The sequence below is a fragment of the Pseudomonas sp. LF020 genome (genome assembly GCF_053456425.1).
The window spans coordinates 292899-310435 of sequence record NZ_JBRFIX010000001.1; the positions used below are offsets into that span (position 1 = coordinate 292899).

Here is a 17537-nt window from a genome sequence, read left to right on the forward strand (position 1 = left end):
GTAGGTATGCCGTAAACATAGTGTGAATCGGTCTTTGTGTTACAGAAGCCAATGGAGCCTCCCGTGCGCCAGCGATATTTAGCCTTGCTCAGTGTGTTTGCCAGCCTCCCCGCGATGGCGCTCACCTACCAGACGCGTCTGGAGAACATTGAGTGGACGGTCGAGGGCGACAAGTTCGAGTGCCGCCTGACCCAGCCGATCACCGATTTCGGCTCGGGCCAGTTCGTGCGCAAGGCCGGCGAGCAGGCGATATTCCGCCTCAATGCCTACAACGCCATGCTCGGTGGCGGTTCGGCGACCTTGCTCGCGGCGGCAGCGCCATGGCAACCGGGGCGCAACGACATCAACCTGGGCAGCGTCAGGATCGGCACCGGCAACGTGCTGTTCAACAGCTCACAATCCCAGGCCGGCGGGCTGATCAGCGGTCTGCTCGATGGTCGCAGCCCGGTGGTGCGCCGTGCGTCCAGCGATGGCCGGGTTTCGGAAGTGCGTCTGCTGCCGGTGAAGTTCAGCAAAGCGTTCAATGATTACCAGACGTGTGTGGCGAAGTTGCTGCCGCAGAATTTCGATCAGGTGAAACAATCGCAGATCGGCTTCCCCGGCGAAGGCACCGATCTGGATGCTGTTGCCAAAGCCAAGCTGCAGGTGATGCTCGAGTTCATGAAGGCCGATCCGACGGTCAATCACATCGAACTGGATGGCTATTCCGACAACAGCGGCAACCGTTTGACCAACCGTGAACTGTCGCGCCGTCGCGCGCTGGCAGTCGTCGACTTCTTCAAGGCCAACGGCATCGCCGAATCGCAGATAACCGTGCGTTTCCATGGCGAGCAGTACCCGCTGGTGCCGAACAACAATGCGGCCAACCGGGCGAAGAATCGCCGGGTCAGCGTGAAACTTGCGCGAGTGGCACCCACCACCGCTGCGCCAGCGCCACAAGCCAGTACGCCAGCCAACGCTGCGGCGACTTCCTGACCCGCCGGTCATCGTCGCGCTCTCGACAGATTCTGTCGCTTTGTCGTCTTAAGCTGTCGCGCCTCTGTAAATTCTCGGATTTGAGCGGTAGACTCCTCGGCTTTCCGTAGAACCCCGTGGAGTGATGGCATGGCGGACGTAAACAAGGTCGTTCTGGCGTATTCCGGCGGCCTGGACACTTCGGTGATCCTCAAGTGGCTGCAGGATACTTATAACTGTGAAGTGGTGACCTTCACCGCTGACCTGGGTCAGGGCGAAGAGGTCGAGCCGGCACGCGCCAAGGCTCAGGCCATGGGCGTCAAAGAAATCTACATCGACGACCTGCGCGAAGAATTCGTGCGTGATTTCGTGTTCCCGATGTTCCGCGCCAACACCGTTTACGAAGGCGAGTACCTGCTGGGTACTTCCATCGCACGTCCGCTGATCGCCAAACGCCTGATCGAAATCGCCAACGAAACCGGCGCTGACGCCATTTCCCATGGCGCCACCGGCAAGGGCAACGACCAGGTGCGTTTCGAACTGGGTGCCTACGCGCTCAAGCCAGGGGTGAAAGTGATTGCGCCATGGCGTGAGTGGGACCTGCTGTCGCGCGAGAAGCTGATGGACTACGCCGAGAAGCACGCGATCCCGATCGAGCGTCACGGCAAGAAGAAGTCCCCGTACTCGATGGACGCCAACCTGCTGCACATCTCCTATGAAGGCGGCGTGCTGGAAGACACCTGGACCGAGCACGAAGAAGACATGTGGCGCTGGACCGTCTCCCCGGAGAAGGCTCCCGACACCCCGCAATACCTGGAACTGACCTACCGTAACGGCGACATCGTTGCGCTGGACGGCGTCGAAATGACCCCGGCCACCGTACTGGCAACGCTGAACAAGATCGGTGGCCAGCATGGTATCGGCCGTCTCGACATCGTCGAAAACCGTTACGTGGGCATGAAGTCCCGTGGCTGCTACGAAACCCCGGGCGGCACCATCATGTTGCGCGCGCACCGCGCCATCGAATCGATCACTCTGGACCGCGAAGTCGCTCACCTCAAAGACGAGCTGATGCCGAAATACGCCAGTCTGATCTACACCGGCTACTGGTGGAGCCCGGAGCGTCTGATGCTGCAACAGATGATCGACGCTTCGCAGGTCAACGTGAACGGTGTGGTTCGCCTGAAGCTGTACAAAGGCAACGTGATCGTTACCGGCCGCAAGTCCGACGATTCGCTGTTCGACGCCAACATCGCGACCTTTGAAGAAGACGGCGGCGCTTACAACCAGGCCGACGCGGCGGGCTTCATCAAGCTCAACGCGCTGCGCATGCGCATTGCCGCGAACAAGGGCCGCAAGCTGTTCTAAGCCTCGCGGACCCGTGAAGAAATGGCGGCTTGTCACAGTGACAAAGCCGCCATTTTTTTTCCTGTGTGTCCGGCCCGACTCTGGAGCGTTGGTCGGTACGGTCAATTTCAGTATTTTTTCGAATGTCCACTTCAGGCATCAACTCTGCGTTTTTCATACGCCTCTTAATACCGTAGTACTTTGCGCGGTCACGTTGTAGGCAATGAAAATTTTGGCACCCCCGTTTTTTTTCGATTGCTTGATAAGACTGGGGGTGATTTGTTTGAGCAAAACGCCGGACGCCGAATCGGTCAAAAAAACCACCACCTTGGCCGATTGCCCGCCAAGGTGCGGGAAGTGTTCAGCCAGGGTGTTGAACGCCTGCGCGCTGCTCATCGGGCGTACATCTAGCGCACGCAATGTGCCCATGGGTTTGGGCAGTTGAATGTTGTGCTCAATCCAGAGGCGCTCCGTACAGGACTTGCCTGTGCCGTCCGAATAGCGACGCCCCGGATCAGTATTGTGTGCAGACAACGTCCATTGCAAACCGTTTGAAGTTGCTGTCCCGTCTGCCGCTGCACAAGCGCCTGGTGTAGGCGCACACGGTGTGGGTTCGGCCGGTTTCAACTCGTCAAAGACTTGCAGAAAACTGTCGTCATTGTCGAAGTCCGAGGGGGCATACAATGATCGGTAGTTGAAATTTAGCGTTAAAAAAAATAGCAGCAGCAAGTAAAACGGGAAGCTGATCAGGAACCAGACATAAACTTCTCTTTCGTCGCTATCAAGAAAGGGTAAGGAGATGGCTGCCGATGACTCGGAAATAAATGCAAATATCGTAATTACAGTCATGGGGTTGGTTATTCTCTTTTTGATTTTTATCATGGCGTTTGCTCATTAAGTGTGTATTCCATTGTGTTTGTTGAATGGTTTTTGTGTGGGTGAGGTTTTGCGTTTGATGCTCTTTTTTATATTAAAAGAAATCCGTTGGGTAGAAGTATCTTGTTTCAGACGTTGATTTGTTAAAGTGTGCAGATGGTTTTTTCTATCTTCTTGGCAATTGATTGGTTATCTTATTTTTTCAGGATGTCGGTAATGCGCAGTCATGCAATGACAGCGCTTTTTCAGACTTTTGCTGGGCGTGCCACTGGGAGGCGTCGCCAGGCATGGCCTCAAGGGCGTAGTATTTTTCACGTCGAAGTCGCTATCAGAGAAACAGTTGGCGCACGCCAATATCATCGTTGTCAGGTTTTTTGTAGGAATAATCTTTTTTTGTTGTAGGGAATGTCTTTGGCTGGGAGTGCGATGGAACTCTCTTGTGCCATGTCGGAAGTGACTAGGCTATTGTGCGGATTCTAAAAATTCGAACAGCGAAACTGGACTTGCCCATGAATAAAGTGCTGATCGTGGATGATCACCCCGTCATTCGTCTTGCTGTGCGTATGCTGATGGAACGTCATGGCTACGAAGTTATTGCCGAAACAGATAATGGCGTGGACGCGTTACAACTTGCTCGTGAACAGATGCCGGATATCGTTATTCTGGATATTGGAATTCCCAAGCTCGACGGCCTGGAAGTTATCGCGCGTCTGAACTCGACACCGATGCCCTTGAAAGTTCTGGTGCTGACTTCCCAGGCACCGGGACATTTTTCGATGCGCTGCATGCAGTCGGGTGCGGCGGGATATGTCTGTAAACAACAGGATCTGACTGAATTGCTCAGTGCGATCAAAGCCGTACTGTCCGGGTACAGCTATTTTCCAAACCAGGCCCTGCATACTGTGCGGACCAGTCTGGGCAATGCCAGTGAAGCCGATATGGTGGACCGTCTTTCCGGCCGGGAAATGATGGTGCTGCAGCAATTGGCGCGGGGCAAGACCAACAAGGAAATTGCCGACGGCATGTTTCTCAGCAACAAGACGGTCAGCACGTACAAGACGCGTCTGTTATTGAAGCTCAATGCCCGGTCGCTGGTGGATCTGATTGAGTTGGCGCAACGTAACGGACTGGTCTGATGATCCTGATTGCCGAGGATTCATGGCCACTCAGTGTCGGATTTCCCAGACAGTAAAAAGCCTCCGGTTCGGGAGGCTTTCAAGTGTCAGAGGTCAAAATCGTAATCAGCCAATTGCTTTTGCAGTCGGCGCTCCTCAAGCAGGTTATCGATGGTGCGACGTTTGCTCAGATTGGTCTTGGCAACCTCGACCACCGGTTCGGCGTCGTCGGTTTCCACAGCGGTAAAATCGTCATCTACGTCCAGTTGTTCTTTGCTGTCAGTCATAAGGTGAACTCCAGGCTAAGACTGCCTTTGGCGCTCCTTATATCGATATTCCTGCTGCGGGTAAAAAAGATTTTTTCAATCGAAGAATCAATTATTCCAATAGCCAATCAATCGTCCGAAGTTTTGTGTTTGTACTCGCACAAATCTTCGATCCGGCAGCTGCCACAGCGGGGCTTGCGCGCCAGACACACATAGCGACCGTGCAGAATCAGCCAGTGGTGAGAATCCAGCAGGTAGTCTTTTGGCACAAACTTCATCAGCTTGTTTTCCACTTCAACCACATTTTTACCCGGGGCAATGCCGGTGCGGTTGCTCACGCGAAAAATGTGCGTGTCGACCGCCATGGTCAACTGACGGAAAGCGGTATTGAGGACCACGTTGGCTGTCTTGCGGCCGACGCCGGGCAGCGCTTCCAGTTCTTCGCGCGTCTGCGGGACTTCGCCATTGTGCAGCTCGACCAGCATGCGGCAGGTCTCGATCACGTTTTTCGCTTTGCTGTTATAGAGGCCGATGGTCTTGATGTATTCGGACAGTCCTTCGACGCCCAACGCGTGGATCGCTGCCGGGGTATTGGCCACCGGAAACAGTTTGGCCGTGGCCTTGTTGACGCCGACGTCGGTTGATTGCGCCGAAAGAATGACCGCAATCAACAACTCGAACGGCGAGGAATAGGCCAGTTCGGTCTTCGGCTCGGGATTGTCCTCATGAAGTCTGCGGAAGATTTCCAGACGTTTTGCGGCATTCATGGATGATGTGTTTCCTTGGAGATAGCGTTCGAGCGGATCCAGGCCTGGCGGGCGGCGAGCAGTAGTCCGAGCAGGATGAAGGCGCCGGGAACCAGGGTGAGCAAGTGCAGTCCGTCGCTGAACAGAATCAGGCCTTGCCAGTGCTCAGACAGGCCACGACCGATGTGGCCCTGACCGAACAGTTCACGCAGTGCAGCCAGCGCGAGTAGCAGTGCGCTCGACAGGACAAAAAACTTCAGGCATTCGGTCAGCGCCTGACGAAAGAATCCATTGTATTCCAGCACCACACACTGCAAGGCGATCAGCCCGGTATAGATTCCGAGTGACTGTTGCCACTGCAACGCCCAACGTTGCGCGAGGATATTGGCGCAACTGGTCAGGGTGGCGGCCAGCAGCAGACTGGCGAGTATCAGGTTGCTGTCAGACAGTCGCGAGCGCAATGGAGCGATACATACGCCGTAAACCGCCACGACGGCGCCCGACATCAGCAGCATGCCCAGTGCGCCAGCCAGTGTCGTACTGGTGCCAAGTAGCAGAACCAGCAGCAAGGCATTCGTCAGGTTCACCGGTCGGTTCATGATCCGCTCCCGAGCAAGGTTGCACGGTGCTCATCAAAGTAGCGCAGGGCGTCATGGATGGCATTGACGGTGGCCCGGGATGTAATGGTGGCTCCCGCCAGTTGATCGAACTGTCCCTGATCTTTTTTCAGTGCCCAGCCTGCGTCGCCAGGTGCATTGCGCGACTTGCCGGTAAATGTCGCCAGCCAGTGATTCGGCCAGTCGCCGATAAGTCCGCCGAGCGCCGGCGTTTCGTTGTGCCGCAGGGTTTTTACCCCCAGCAGTCTGCCGTTGGCATCAATGACGATCAGCAGTTCGATAACGCCGGCATAGCCCTCGGTTTGCGAGCGCAACAACACTGCCACCGTCTGCCCGAGTCTGGTAGCGCGGTAGCCTGCCAGCAGAGTGCCGTGGCTCAACGTCATATCAGTCAACGCCAGCGGCTGTTCCAGTGGCTGGTTGTCGTAGGCATCGGCTGCGAGTACATCCAGCAACTTGCGGCTGTCGAGCAAGCGTTGCTCGCTGGCAATCTGCGGCGCACTGGCGCGCTGCACCACATAAGTCAGGCCGAGACCGGCGCCAGTCATCAGTACAAGCGTCACGACTGCAGCCACGCGGTTCATGATTGCACCTGCGTCTGGCGGGCAGCGGCAAAACGTTCCAGAGCCGGTACACACAGATTCATCAGCAACACCGCAAACGCAACACCGTCCGGGTAGCCGCCCCAGGTGCGGATCAGGTAGGTCAGCAAGCCGACCCCCACGCCGAACAGCAGTCGGGCCAACGCACTTTTGGCGCCGGATACTGGTTCGGTAATGATGAAAAATGCACCGAGCATGGTTGCGCCGCTCAGCAGATGAAACAGCGGTGAGCCGTGGGAATCGGAACCCGAACCGTTCCAGCAGAGCAGACTGACGACAAACAGGCTGGCCAGCATGCCGACCGGCGCCTGCCAGGCAATCACCCGGCGTTGCAATAAAAATAGTCCACCGGCGAGAAACGCCAGATTGATCCACTCCACACCGCGTCCACCGAAACGCCCGAACGCCGGATTGGCCGCGAACAATTCATCGATGGTCAGGCTTTTGTTGATGCGCAGGCTGTCCAGCGCGGTGGCCTGAACCCAGGCGTCCGGGACCTGACCAAGATTCAAGACGTGTGCAAAAGCGGTCTGCAGATTCATGCCATGCGCCGGCCAGTGGGTCATTGGCTGCGGGAACAGCAGCATCGCCAGGGCGAAACCGAGCATGGCCGGGTTGAACGGGTTCTTGCCGACGCCACCGTATAAATGCTTGCCGAACAGCAGCCCCGAAGCCACCGCACTAACGGTCAGCCACCACGGGCAATACGGCGGCAGCGCAGCGGCCAGCAGTGCCGCGCTGACCAGTGCGCTGCCATCACTGAGCGTTGGTTGCAAAGGTTGTCGGCGCAGGCTGGCGACGCCAGCCTCGATCAGCAGCGCGGTGCTCGCCGCCAGGATCAGGTTGATCAACACGCCCCAGCCGTAAAACCAGAACAACGCCAACAGCCCCGGCAGCGTGGCCAGCAACACCCGCTTCATCGCCTGTTGCAGGCGATCATCCGGTGCTTCACGGGGCGACATGATCTTGCACCTGCCGCTCGGCGTCTTGCAGGCGCGCGCGGGCCTTGTCGAGGATGTCGTCCGGCGTGTCGGCGCGGCGCTCGAGTTTGCTCAGGTCGGCACGGGCGTAGGCCAGTTCGGTTTTCAACTGACGGAGCTGGCTGTCGATCGGACGTTTTTCCACACGCATCAGATCCGGTACAGCCTGCTCGCTCGAGGCTTCGGCAGCGTGAAGGGCTTGCTCGGCATCACGCAAGGCCTGTTCCAGCGTGGCGATCTGTTCCGGCGGCGCCTCGGCAGTCTGAGCCTTTTTCAGTTCGGCGCGGCGCATGGCCAACTGGATTTTCGCCCGCTTCAGGTCGGCGTCTTTCGCCGGAGCCGGGGCCGCAGCGGCTGGAGCGGTGGCGGCGCTGCTTTCGAGTTTCGCCAACGCCTGTTCGGCGGCTTCGAACTGCTGTTGCAACACGATCAGTTGCGATTGCTGTTCGAAGGTCGGCGGATGGCCGAAGGCTTTCAGCGATTTGTGCAGTTGCGCGCGACTCATGGCGACATCGATCTTGGCTTTTTTCAGCGCGGCGTCGGCGGTCGCGGCTTTCTGCGCGCGCACCCGTTCCAAGGCTGCCTGCACCGGATCGAGGGTTGCCACCGCTGGTTGCGCAGCACGTTGCGCCCGGGCCTCGCGTTCAGCCTGTTTCTGTTGTTCCTCGCGTTGCAGGCGGGCGTTGCGGCGTTCAAAACGCTGGCGTGCGTGATCGCGTTTGGCGGCGCGCGCGCGCTGCTCTTCAAGGCTGAAGGCCAGACCGCCGACCACCGGCAAGGTGCCGAGCGGCAGCGGGTGCATCTCGATGCAATCCACCGGACACGGCGCCACGCACAGGTCGCAACCGGTGCATTCATCAATCAGCACGGTGTGCATCAGTTTCGCCGCGCCGACGATGGCGTCGATCGGGCAAGCCTGAATGCACTTGGTGCAGCCGATGCACTCGGCTTCGCGGATGTACGCCACTTGAGGCGGTGCCGAGCCACGGCTGATGTCCAGTTCCAGCACCGGCACGTTCAGCAGTTCAGCCAGCGCCGCAATGGTTTCGTCGCCGCCCGGTGGGCACTTGTTGATCGGTTCGCCATCGACGATGCCTTGCGCATAGGGCTTGCAGCCGGGGTGGCCGCACTTGCCGCATTGGGTCTGCGGCAGCAGGGCATCGATGAGTTGAATCAGACTCATGTTTTGATCAGTCCACTGAATCCGAGAAAAATCACTGCGATCAGTCCGGCGCCGATCAGGTCGATCGGCAAGCCGCGAAAGGGCAGGGGAATGTCATTGTCAGCCGTGCGTTCACGCAAGTCGCTGAACAGGCTCAGCACCAGCCAGAAACCCAGCCCGGCCCCCAGGCTCAGCGCCGTTGCCTGCAGCAGGCCACGATCATTGTGTGCATTGATCAAGGCCAGCCCCAGCACGCCGGCATTGCCCAGCAACAACGGCCATAGCCCGGCGAAGGGCCAGTCAGGCAGTGCGCGAGTCAGCAACTTCAGTAGCGGTGCGATCAGCAGCACGCTGAGCGGCAGGAACACAAACAGCTGCAGGGCCTGCAGTTGCAGCGGCACCAGTAGCCAGTGCCAGAGCACATAACCGATGAAGCCGACGCTCAGCATCAGGCACGCCGTCGCCAGCCCTAGCGCATGCACCTGGCGCCGACTGCCGGCCAGCAACGGATCGACGCCCAGCGGCCAGTGCAACACGAAGTTGTTGAGCAGGGCGGCACTGATCAGCGTAAGCGCAAGTTCGGTCATGGTTCTGCCGGCAGCAACGGGCGGGTGTCACTTAAGGTTAGGCATTATCCGGCACCCGCGATGGGTGGGCCAGATATGAAAAATCCCACAGGCCTGCAGAACATGCCTGTGGGATTGTTTTACGGCTGGGCCTTACTTGATGCGTTGACCCGGCTTGGCGCCGCTGTCCGGGCTCAGCAGGTAGATTTCTTCACCGCCAGGGCCGGCCGCCATCACCATGCCTTCGGAAATGCCGAACTTCATTTTCCGTGGCTTGAGGTTGGCGATCATCATGGTCAGGCGACCGTCGAGTTTCGACGGGTCCGGGTAAGCGCTCTTGATCCCGGAGAATACGTTGCGCTGCTCGTCACCGATGTCCAGGGTCAGGCGCAGCAGCTTGTCGGCGCCTTCAACGTGTTCAGCCTTGACGATCAAAGCCACGCGCAGGTCGACAGCGGCAAAGGTGTCGAAGTCGATTTCCGGGGACAGCGGATCCTTAACCAGTTCGCCATTTCCAACCGGGGGAATTCTGCTTTCACTCGTCTCGGTCTGGCTGGCTGTCAGGTCTTCTTTTGAGGCATGACCGGTGTCGGTCTGGCTGGCGGTCAGGTCTTCTTTCGAGGCGTCGGTCATGGCTTGCACTTTTACCGGGTCGATGCGGGTCATCAACGGCTTGAATTCGTTCAGCTGATGGTTGGCCAGCAGCGTGGTGTGGTCGTTCCAGGTCAATGGGGCGACGTTGAGGAAGGCCTCGGCGTCGGCGGCCAGCAGCGGCAGCACCGGTTTGAGGAAGATCACCAACTGGCGGAACAGGTTGATGCCAGTGGCGCAGATCGCCTGGACTTCATCCTGCTTGCCTTCCTGCTTGTTCAACGACCATGGGGCCTTGTCGGCGATCCAGGCGTTGGCGCGGTCGGCCAGGGCCATGGTTTCACGCATGGCGCGGGCGAAGTCGCGGGCCTCATAGGCGTCGGCAATGCTCGGCGCAGCAGCGAGGAACGCTTCGGTCAGCTCTGGCGCGGCATTGTTGTCGACCAGCAGGCCGCCGTTGCCTTTGTGGATGAAACCGGCGCAACGGCTGGCGATATTGACCACTTTGCCGACCAGGTCGGAGTTGACCTTCTGCACGAAGTCTTCGAGGTTCAGGTCGAGGTCATCGACGCCACGGCCCAGTTTGGCCGCGTAGTAGTAGCGCAGGTATTCCGGTGACAGGTGATCCAGGTAGGTGCGAGCCTTGATGAAGGTGCCGCGGGACTTGGACATCTTCTGGCCGTTGACGGTCAGGTAGCCGTGCACGTTGATCCCGGTCGGCTTGCGGAAACCGGCGCCTTCGAGCATGGCAGGCCAGAACAGGGCGTGGAAGTTGACGATGTCCTTGCCGATGAAATGGTACAGCTCGGCGGTCGAGTCCTTGCCCCAGAACGCGTCGAAGTCCAGCTCCGGCGTGCGGTTGCACAGGTTCTTGAAGCTGGCCATGTAACCGATCGGCGCATCCAGCCACACATAGAAATACTTGCCCGGCTCGCCCGGGATCTCGAAGCCGAAGTACGGCGCATCGCGGGAGATGTCCCACTGTTGCAGGCCGGCGTCCAGCCACTCGGCGATCTTGTTCGCGACGGCGTCCTGCAGGGTGCCGCTGCGGGTCCAGGTCTGCAGCATCTGCTGGAAATCTGGCAGTTTGAAGAAGAAGTGCTGGGAATCCTTGAGCACCGGGGTGGCGCCGGAGATCGCCGACTTCGGATCCTTCAGATCGGTCGGGGCGTAGGTCGCACCGCATTTTTCGCAGTTGTCGCCGTACTGGTCTTCGGTGCCGCATTTCGGGCAGGTGCCCTTGATGAAGCGGTCGGCCAGGAACATTTTCTTTTCCGGGTCGAAATACTGGGTGATCGAGCGCTGGGCAATGTGCCCGGCATCACGCAGTTTCAGGTAGATCTGGCTCGACAGCTCACGGTTTTCTTCGGCGTGAGTGGAGTGGAAATTGTCGAAATCGACCAGGAACTCGGCAAAGTCGGCGCTGTGTTCAGCCTGCACGTTGGCGATCAGTTGTTCCGGGGTGATGCCTTCCTTTTCCGCGCGCAGCATGATCGCCGAACCGTGGGCGTCGTCGGCGCAGACATAAATGCATTGATTGCCGCGATGCTTCTGGAAGCGCACCCACATATCGGTCTGGATGTATTCCAGCATATGGCCAAGGTGAATCGAACCGTTGGCGTAGGGCAGGGCGCTGGTGACGAGGATCTTGCGTGGTTCGGACATGTGGGGCTTCGCTACTTGATGAAACGGAGGTCGGCCACTATAAAGCGCTGGCGCATATTTTTCACCCTGTGCACCTGTTTCCGGATGCGGCCACTGCAATAACCGGATGGACTGACTGCATTACATTGTGGCGAGGGAGCTTGCTCCCGCTGGGTGGCGAAGCCGCCCCATCCGGCAATGGCAGATAGACCAGATCAATCGGATCGCGACTGCTGCGCAGTCGAGCGGGAGCAAGCTCCCTCGCCACAAAGTCGAGTCGACGCATAAATCGCCTGACCACAAATCAATCTGCGGGGTACGATACCCGCCATCTTTTCCCAGTCTTGTTAACGGAGTTGCCCATGAGTGCCGTCACTCGCGCAGCGGTGGAAGCCGTCCTCAGCCAATACACCGACCCCTACCTGAACCAGGACCCGGTCAGCGCCGGTTGCGTGAAACACATCGAGATCGATGGCGATCGTGTCAAGGTTCAGCTGGAAATCGGTTACGCCGCGGGTCTGTTCAAGAGCGGCTGGGCGCAATTGTTGCAGTTGGCCATCGAAAATCTCGACGGCGTGGTTTCGGCCAAGGTTGAAGTCAACAGCGTAATCGCCGCGCACAAGGCCCAGGCACAGATCCCGGGCCTGGCCAACGTCAAGAACGTGGTCGCGGTGGCTTCGGGCAAGGGCGGCGTGGGCAAGTCGACCACCGCCGCCAACCTTGCGCTGGCGCTGGCCCGCGAAGGCGCCAAGGTGGGGATTCTCGACGCCGACATCTATGGCCCGAGCCAGGGCATCATGTTCGGCATCCCCGAGCGCACCCGTCCTGAAGTCAAGGATCAGAAGTGGTTCGTGCCGCTCAAGGCCCACGGCGTGGAAGTCATGTCGATGGCGTTCCTGACCGACGACAACACGCCGATGGTCTGGCGCGGGCCGATGGTCTCCGGTGCGCTGCTGCAACTGGTTACGCAAACCGCGTGGGGCGACCTGGATTATCTGGTGATCGACATGCCGCCAGGTACCGGCGACATCCAGTTGACCCTGGCGCAGAAAGTCCCGGTGGCCGGTGCGGTGATCGTCACCACGCCGCAGGATCTGGCGCTGCTGGACGCGCGCAAAGGCGTGGAAATGTTCCGCAAGGTCAACATTCCGGTGCTGGGCGTGGTGGAAAACATGGCGGTGCACATCTGCTCGAACTGCGGACATGCCGAACATCTGTTCGGTGAGGGCGGTGGCGAAAAGCTGGCGACCCAATACGGCGTCGAACTGCTGGCCTCGCTGCCGCTGTCGATGCTGATCCGCGAGCAGGCCGATGGCGGCAAGCCAACGGTGATCGCCGAACCGGACAGCCAGATTGCCATGGTCTATCAGGAACTGGCCCGCCACGTCGGCGCGCGCATTGTGTTGCAGGAAGCGGCGACGCCAGCGATGCCGAATATCACCATCAGTGACGATTGATCAGCGTCGTCCATTAAAAGATCGCAGCCTGCGGCAGCTCCTACACAGAGCTTTTCTGTAGGAGCTGCCGCAGGCTGCGATCTTTTGATCTTGCTTTAGATACGCAACCCGCCATCCATCTCCAGAATCCGCCCGGTGTAGTAGTCGTTCTCGAAGATATACGCCGCCGAATGGGCGATCTCTTCCGGCTTGCCCATGCGCTTGAGCGGGATACCCGAGGTCATCTTCTCCAGCGCTTCGGGCTTCATGCCCAGGGTCATCTCGGTTTCGATGAAGCCCGGTGCAATGCCCGCCACACGAATACCGTAACGCGCCAGTTCCTTGGCCCAGGTCACGGTGGCGGCGGCCACGCCAGCCTTGGCGGCGGAATAGTTGGTCTGGCCGACGTTACCGGCGCGGGAGATCGACGAGATGTTGATGATCGCGCCGCTGTTTTTCAGCTCGACCATTTTCGCCGCCACTTCACGGGTGCACAGGAACACGCCGGTCAGGTTGACGTCGATGACCGCCTGCCACTGGGCCAGGCTCATCTTGGTCATTTCGCCGTCCTTGACCTTGAGCAGCAGGCCGTCACGCAGGATCCCGGCGTTGTTGATCAGGCCATGGATCGCGCCGAAATCTTCGGCGACCTGGGCGACCATGTGCTCCACCTGTTCTTCGTTGGCCACGTTGCACAGATAGCTGCGCGCCTCGACGCCCTTGGCCTTGCAGGCTGCGACCGCGTCATCGAGTTTTTCCTGATTGAGGTCGACAAGCGCCAGTTTCGCGCCTTTGCCGGCGAAATACTCGGCCATGGAACGGCCCAAACCCTGGCAACCGCCGGTGATAATGATTACTTTGTCGTTGAGTTGCATTCGCATGCCCCGATAGCCGGTCTGAGTGGTTTTTGTTATTGGCGACGCTCGATCCGTACCGGTGATGGCCGGATTGCACATGAGCATTGCCCGATGGCGTGACCGGGACTTATCCCCAGGCGCCTGTCCGTTTTTTCGACGGATTCTATTTAAGGAGTCATAAATTGAGCGTTGAAGCGGCCAAGAATGCCCGAGAATTGCTTCTCAAGGAATACCGTGGCGTATTGTCTACCCACTCCAAATCGATGCCCGGTTTCCCGTTTGGCTCGGTGGTGCCGTATTGCCTGGATGAGCAGGGCCGCCCGCTGATCCTGATCAGCCGCATCGCCCAGCACACCCACAACCTGCAGAAAGATCCGAAATGTTCGCTGCTGGTGGGCGAACGCGAGGCCGACGACGTGCAGGCCGTTGGTCGCCTGACCTATCTGGCCGAGGCACAAAAGCTCGAAGACCCGGCTGCCATCGAAGCCGCGGCCGAGCGTTATTACCGGTACTTCCCCGACTCGCAGAACTACCACAAGGCCCACGACTTTGATTTCTGGGTGCTCAACCCGGTGCGTCATCGCTACATCGGCGGTTTCGGCGCGATTCACTGGATCGATCAGCTGACCCTGGCCAACCCGTTTGCCGGCAAAGCCGAGATCAGCATGGTCGAGCACATGAACAGCGATCACGCCAAAGCCATCGCACACTATGTGGAGCTCAGCGGTTTGCCGAAAACCGTACCGGCGCAACTGGCCGGGATCGACAGCGAAGGCATGCACCTGCGCATTGGTCAGGCGCTGTACTGGCTGCCATTTCCAGCGCCTTGTCATACGCCGATACAAGTGCGCGAAGCCTTGGTTTCTCTGGCTCACGCCGAGGTCTGGCCAAAAAGTGCGCTGGCCGACGCTTGAATTCACGAAAGGGCGACGTCATCTAAGGCTTACTGCAAGGCATTTCTTGCGTTGAGGAATCTTTGATGCGCCCTTTTTTGTTGCTCTTTCTGCTGTTTCCGGTGCTGGAGCTGTTCGTATTCGTCAAAGTGGCAGGGGCGATCGGGTTTTTCCCGGCCCTGCTGCTGATCATTCTCGGCTCGATGTTCGGTGTGTTCGTACTGCGCGTCGCCGGTCTGGCCACGGCACTGCGTGCCCGTGAAAGCCTGAATCGCGGTGAGTTGCCCGCACAGACCATGCTTGAAGGCTTGATGCTCGCCTTGGCCGGTGGCCTGTTGATCCTGCCGGGCTTCATCAGCGACGTGGTCGGTCTGGTGATGCTGCTGCCGTTTACCCGTCGCCTGCTGGCGAACAAGATGCGCCAGCGCGCCGAAGAACAGGCAATTCGTCAGCGTGCTTTCGCCGACGACCTGCAACCCCGTGGCGGTCCTGCACCGCGTCAGCCTCTGGGCCGCGAGGGTGATGTGATCGAAGGCGAGTTCGAACATCGCGACAGCAAGTAACCCTGCTTCGACACGGCACCTTCGGGTGCCGTTTGTTTATGCGCGGCATTCAAGGGGCAATTGATGAAAAATTTTCTGCCCCGCCCTTGTAATAAGCTTATGCGCCCTTATGTATCGGTCACCGAAAGGTTTCCGGCATTCAAGCCGGACAGACTTCCGCGGTTTGCTCGACGAACCGCAACCGGCGCAGGCCGGATTTGTTAAACCCGCCGGGACTACACCGGCCGATGAAAACCACAATTAGGAGAGATCGACAATGAAGCTTCGTCCTCTGCATGACCGCGTCGTCATCCGTCGCAGCGAAGAAGAAAAGAAAACCGCTGGCGGTATCGTCCTGCCAGGTTCGGCTGCTGAAAAAGCCAACCACGGTGTGATTCTCGCTGTAGGCCCGGGCAAGGCTCTGGAAAACGGTGAAGTGCGTGCACTGTCCGTGAAGGAAGGCGACAAGGTTGTGTTCGGTCCTTACTCCGGCAGCAACACTGTGAAAGTCGACGGCGAAGACCTGCTGGTAATGAGCGAGAACGAAATCCTCGCTGTTATCGAAGGCTGATACCCCCCGTTCATTTTCCCGTTACTACAAAGTATTTAAGGAATATCGATCATGGCTGCTAAAGAAGTTAAGTTCGGCGATGCCGCTCGCTCCAAGATGCTCAAAGGCGTCAACGTTCTGGCTGACGCGGTAAAAGCGACCCTGGGCCCGAAAGGCCGTAACGTGATCCTCGAGAAGAGCTTCGGCGCTCCGACCATCACCAAGGACGGCGTTTCCGTCGCCAAGGAAATCGAACTCGAAGATCGCTTCGAAAACATGGGCGCGCAGCTGGTCAAAGACGTTGCCTCCCGTGCCAACGATGACGCTGGTGACGGTACTACCACTGCGACCGTTCTGGCTCAGTCGATTGTCAACGAAGGCCTGAAAGCCGTCGCTGCCGGCATGAACCCGATGGATCTGAAGCGCGGTATCGACAAGGCGACCATCGCGATCGTCAAAGAGCTGAAAGCCCTGTCCAAGCCATGCGCTGACACCAAGGCCATTGCTCAGGTCGGCACCATCTCCGCCAACTCCGACAACTCCATCGGCGACATCATTGCCGAAGCCATGGAAAAAGTCGGTAAAGAAGGCGTGATCACCGTTGAAGAAGGCTCGGGCCTGGAAAACGAACTGTCGGTTGTAGAAGGCATGCAGTTCGACCGTGGCTACCTGTCCCCGTACTTCGTCAACAAGCCGGACACCATGGTTGCCGAGCTCGACGGCCCGCTGATCCTGCTGGTCGACAAAAAGATCTCGAACATCCGCGAAATGCTGCCAGTGCTGGAAGCCGTTGCCAAAGCCGGCCGTCCACTGCTGATCGTTGCCGAAGACGTTGAAGGCGAAGCCCTGGCGACTCTGGTCGTGAACAACATGCGTGGCATCGTCAAGGTTGCAGCCGTAAAGGCTCCAGGCTTCGGCGACCGTCGCAAGGCCATGCTGCAGGACATCGCCGTTCTGACCGGCGGTACCGTGATCTCCGAAGAGATCGGCCTGAGCCTGGAAAGCACCACCCTGGAGCACCTGGGTAACGCCAAGCGCGTGACCCTGTCCAAGGAAAACACCATCATCGTTGACGGTGCTGGCGTACAAGGCGACATCGAAGCCCGTATCGCTCAGATCCGTGCCCAGGTTGCCGAAACTTCCTCGGACTACGACCGTGAAAAACTGCAAGAGCGTCTGGCCAAGCTGTCCGGCGGCGTTGCAGTGATCAAGGTTGGCGCTGGTTCCGAAGTTGAAATGAAAGAGAAGAAGGCCCGCGTTGAAGACGCCCTGCACGCAACCCGTGCAGCCGTTGAAGAAGGCGTGGTACCAGGCGGTGGCGTTGCGCTGATCCGTGCGCTGGAAGCCCTGACCGAACTGACCGGCGACAACGCTGACCAGAACGTCGGTATCGCTGTACTGCGTCGTGCTGTTGAAGCACCGCTGCGTCAGATCGCTGCCAACTCCGGTGACGAGCCAAGCGTAGTCGTCAACGAAGTGAAGAACGGCAAAGGTAACTTCGGTTACAACGCTGCTTCGGGCGAATACGGCGACATGATCGAAATGGGCATCCTGGACCCAACCAAGGTAACCCGTTCCGCTCTGCAAGCTGCAGCCTCGATCGGCGGTCTGATCCTGACCACCGAAGCGGCTGTTGCCGATGCACCGAAGAAAGAAGGTGCAGCTGGCGGCGGTATGCCAGACATGGGCGGCATGGGTGGCATGGGCGGCATGATGTAAGCCAGCCTTACCCCTGTAACGAAAAACCCCGCCTGCGATGAGCAGGCGGGGTTTTTTATTGCCTTCGATTTCAT

The 17537-nt window shown here is 58.7% G+C and carries 18 protein-coding genes; 8 read left to right on the forward strand and 10 right to left on the reverse strand.

What is annotated here, in order from left to right; genetic code table 11:
- The first annotated feature begins 63 nt into the window (after nt 1–63).
- Nucleotides 64–975 carry a flagellar protein MotY gene (locus ACU680_RS01340; RefSeq protein WP_448178446.1) on the forward strand — a complete coding sequence of 304 codons (912 nt, stop codon included), beginning with the start codon at nt 64–66 and terminating at the stop codon, nt 973–975.
- A 129-nt stretch (nt 976–1104) separates the two neighbouring features.
- The gene (locus ACU680_RS01345; RefSeq protein ID WP_007963976.1) at nt 1105–2322 is read left to right on the forward strand and encodes an argininosuccinate synthase; all 1218 of its coding nucleotides are present in this window, start codon (nt 1105–1107) and stop codon (nt 2320–2322) included.
- A gap of 153 nt (nt 2323–2475) precedes the next feature.
- Here ACU680_RS01345 and ACU680_RS01350 read toward each other — a convergent pair whose 3' ends face one another.
- Nucleotides 2476–3183: a hypothetical protein gene (locus tag ACU680_RS01350; RefSeq protein WP_367085587.1), complete on the reverse strand. Its 708-nt coding sequence runs from the start codon at nt 3181–3183 to the stop codon at nt 2476–2478.
- A 503-nt stretch (nt 3184–3686) separates the two neighbouring features.
- On the opposite strand from ACU680_RS01350, the gene ACU680_RS01355 reads away from it, so the two are divergent.
- Complete coding sequence (locus ACU680_RS01355; RefSeq protein ID WP_003227711.1) at nt 3687–4313, forward strand: response regulator transcription factor; 627 nt, start codon at nt 3687–3689, stop codon at nt 4311–4313.
- 86 nt (nt 4314–4399) lie between these two features.
- Here ACU680_RS01355 and ACU680_RS01360 read toward each other — a convergent pair whose 3' ends face one another.
- The 8 genes from ACU680_RS01360 to metG all read right to left on the reverse strand — a co-directional run bounded on the left by ACU680_RS01360 (nt 4400) and on the right by metG (nt 11487).
- On the reverse strand, nt 4400–4579 hold the full coding sequence (locus tag ACU680_RS01360; RefSeq protein ID WP_041068377.1) for a PA3496 family putative envelope integrity protein: 180 nt from the start codon (nt 4577–4579) through the stop codon (nt 4400–4402).
- Nucleotides 4580–4686: 107 nt separating this feature from the next.
- A complete protein-coding gene (nth, locus tag ACU680_RS01365; protein WP_367085586.1) occupies nt 4687–5325 on the reverse strand; it encodes an endonuclease III in 639 nt (212 codons plus the stop codon).
- Nucleotides 5322–5903, reverse strand: coding sequence for an Rnf-Nqr domain containing protein (locus tag ACU680_RS01370; protein WP_448178447.1), 582 nt, complete (start codon nt 5901–5903; stop codon nt 5322–5324). The genes nth and ACU680_RS01370 overlap by 4 nt, the downstream gene beginning before the upstream one ends.
- On the reverse strand, nt 5900–6505 hold the full coding sequence (locus tag ACU680_RS01375) for an RnfABCDGE type electron transport complex subunit G (protein ID WP_448178448.1): 606 nt from the start codon (nt 6503–6505) through the stop codon (nt 5900–5902). The genes ACU680_RS01370 and ACU680_RS01375 overlap by 4 nt, the downstream gene beginning before the upstream one ends.
- On the reverse strand, nt 6502–7485 hold the full coding sequence (locus tag ACU680_RS01380; protein WP_448178449.1) for an RnfABCDGE type electron transport complex subunit D: 984 nt from the start codon (nt 7483–7485) through the stop codon (nt 6502–6504). The genes ACU680_RS01375 and ACU680_RS01380 overlap by 4 nt, the downstream gene beginning before the upstream one ends.
- A complete protein-coding gene (gene rsxB / locus ACU680_RS01385) occupies nt 7472–8686 on the reverse strand; it encodes an electron transport complex subunit RsxB (RefSeq protein ID WP_448178450.1) in 1215 nt (404 codons plus the stop codon). The genes ACU680_RS01380 and rsxB overlap by 14 nt, the downstream gene beginning before the upstream one ends.
- On the reverse strand, nt 8683–9252 hold the full coding sequence (locus tag ACU680_RS01390) for an Rnf-Nqr domain containing protein (protein WP_007963994.1): 570 nt from the start codon (nt 9250–9252) through the stop codon (nt 8683–8685). The genes rsxB and ACU680_RS01390 overlap by 4 nt, the downstream gene beginning before the upstream one ends.
- Before the next feature lie 132 nt (nt 9253–9384).
- Entirely contained in the window at nt 9385–11487 is a 2103-nt protein-coding gene (gene metG, locus ACU680_RS01395) for a methionine--tRNA ligase (protein ID WP_448178451.1), read from the reverse strand.
- Between the two features lie 341 nt (nt 11488–11828).
- Between metG and apbC the strand changes: the two genes are divergently transcribed.
- Nucleotides 11829–12923, forward strand: a complete 1095-nt coding sequence (gene apbC, locus ACU680_RS01400) for an iron-sulfur cluster carrier protein ApbC (RefSeq protein WP_448178452.1) — start codon at nt 11829–11831, stop codon at nt 12921–12923.
- Nucleotides 12924–13018: 95 nt separating this feature from the next.
- Here apbC and ACU680_RS01405 read toward each other — a convergent pair whose 3' ends face one another.
- Entirely contained in the window at nt 13019–13777 is a 759-nt protein-coding gene (locus tag ACU680_RS01405) for an SDR family oxidoreductase (protein WP_016773416.1), read from the reverse strand.
- Nucleotides 13778–13941: 164 nt separating this feature from the next.
- On the opposite strand from ACU680_RS01405, the gene ACU680_RS01410 reads away from it, so the two are divergent.
- The 4 genes from ACU680_RS01410 (at nt 13942) to groL (ending at nt 17463) form a co-directional block, all read left to right on the forward strand.
- Nucleotides 13942–14673, forward strand: coding sequence for a HugZ family pyridoxamine 5'-phosphate oxidase (locus tag ACU680_RS01410; protein WP_448178453.1), 732 nt, complete (start codon nt 13942–13944; stop codon nt 14671–14673).
- 65 nt (nt 14674–14738) lie between these two features.
- Nucleotides 14739–15215 carry an FxsA family protein gene (locus tag ACU680_RS01415; RefSeq protein WP_096795133.1) on the forward strand — a complete coding sequence of 159 codons (477 nt, stop codon included), beginning with the start codon at nt 14739–14741 and terminating at the stop codon, nt 15213–15215.
- A gap of 256 nt (nt 15216–15471) precedes the next feature.
- A complete protein-coding gene (locus ACU680_RS01420; RefSeq protein ID WP_007916610.1) occupies nt 15472–15765 on the forward strand; it encodes a co-chaperone GroES in 294 nt (97 codons plus the stop codon).
- A gap of 51 nt (nt 15766–15816) precedes the next feature.
- Entirely contained in the window at nt 15817–17463 is a 1647-nt protein-coding gene (gene groL / locus ACU680_RS01425) for a chaperonin GroEL (RefSeq protein ID WP_039765873.1), read from the forward strand.
- The last annotated feature ends 74 nt before the right edge of the window (nt 17464–17537 follow it).

What these genes read in the sequence shown, in the direction of transcription:
- rsxB (WP_448178450.1), bottom strand. Translation starts at nt 8,686, where the DNA reads ATGAGTCTGATTCAACTCATCGATGCCCTGCTGCCGCAGACCCAATGC.
- ACU680_RS01420 (WP_007916610.1), top strand. Translation starts at nt 15,472, where the DNA reads ATGAAGCTTCGTCCTCTGCATGACCGCGTCGTCATCCGTCGCAGCGAA.
- groL (WP_039765873.1), top strand. Translation starts at nt 15,817, where the DNA reads ATGGCTGCTAAAGAAGTTAAGTTCGGCGATGCCGCTCGCTCCAAGATG.
- nth (WP_367085586.1), bottom strand. Translation starts at nt 5,325, where the DNA reads ATGAATGCCGCAAAACGTCTGGAAATCTTCCGCAGACTTCATGAGGAC.
- ACU680_RS01355 (WP_003227711.1), top strand. Translation starts at nt 3,687, where the DNA reads ATGAATAAAGTGCTGATCGTGGATGATCACCCCGTCATTCGTCTTGCT.
- metG (WP_448178451.1), bottom strand. Translation starts at nt 11,487, where the DNA reads ATGTCCGAACCACGCAAGATCCTCGTCACCAGCGCCCTGCCCTACGCC.
- ACU680_RS01390 (WP_007963994.1), bottom strand. Translation starts at nt 9,252, where the DNA reads ATGACCGAACTTGCGCTTACGCTGATCAGTGCCGCCCTGCTCAACAAC.
- ACU680_RS01415 (WP_096795133.1), top strand. Translation starts at nt 14,739, where the DNA reads ATGCGCCCTTTTTTGTTGCTCTTTCTGCTGTTTCCGGTGCTGGAGCTG.
- ACU680_RS01375 (WP_448178448.1), bottom strand. Translation starts at nt 6,505, where the DNA reads ATGAACCGCGTGGCTGCAGTCGTGACGCTTGTACTGATGACTGGCGCC.
- ACU680_RS01380 (WP_448178449.1), bottom strand. Translation starts at nt 7,485, where the DNA reads ATGTCGCCCCGTGAAGCACCGGATGATCGCCTGCAACAGGCGATGAAG.
- apbC (WP_448178452.1), top strand. Translation starts at nt 11,829, where the DNA reads ATGAGTGCCGTCACTCGCGCAGCGGTGGAAGCCGTCCTCAGCCAATAC.
- ACU680_RS01345 (WP_007963976.1), top strand. Translation starts at nt 1,105, where the DNA reads ATGGCGGACGTAAACAAGGTCGTTCTGGCGTATTCCGGCGGCCTGGAC.
- ACU680_RS01360 (WP_041068377.1), bottom strand. Translation starts at nt 4,579, where the DNA reads ATGACTGACAGCAAAGAACAACTGGACGTAGATGACGATTTTACCGCT.
- ACU680_RS01350 (WP_367085587.1), bottom strand. Translation starts at nt 3,183, where the DNA reads ATGATAAAAATCAAAAAGAGAATAACCAACCCCATGACTGTAATTACG.
- ACU680_RS01405 (WP_016773416.1), bottom strand. Translation starts at nt 13,777, where the DNA reads ATGCAACTCAACGACAAAGTAATCATTATCACCGGCGGTTGCCAGGGT.
- ACU680_RS01370 (WP_448178447.1), bottom strand. Translation starts at nt 5,903, where the DNA reads ATGAACCGACCGGTGAACCTGACGAATGCCTTGCTGCTGGTTCTGCTA.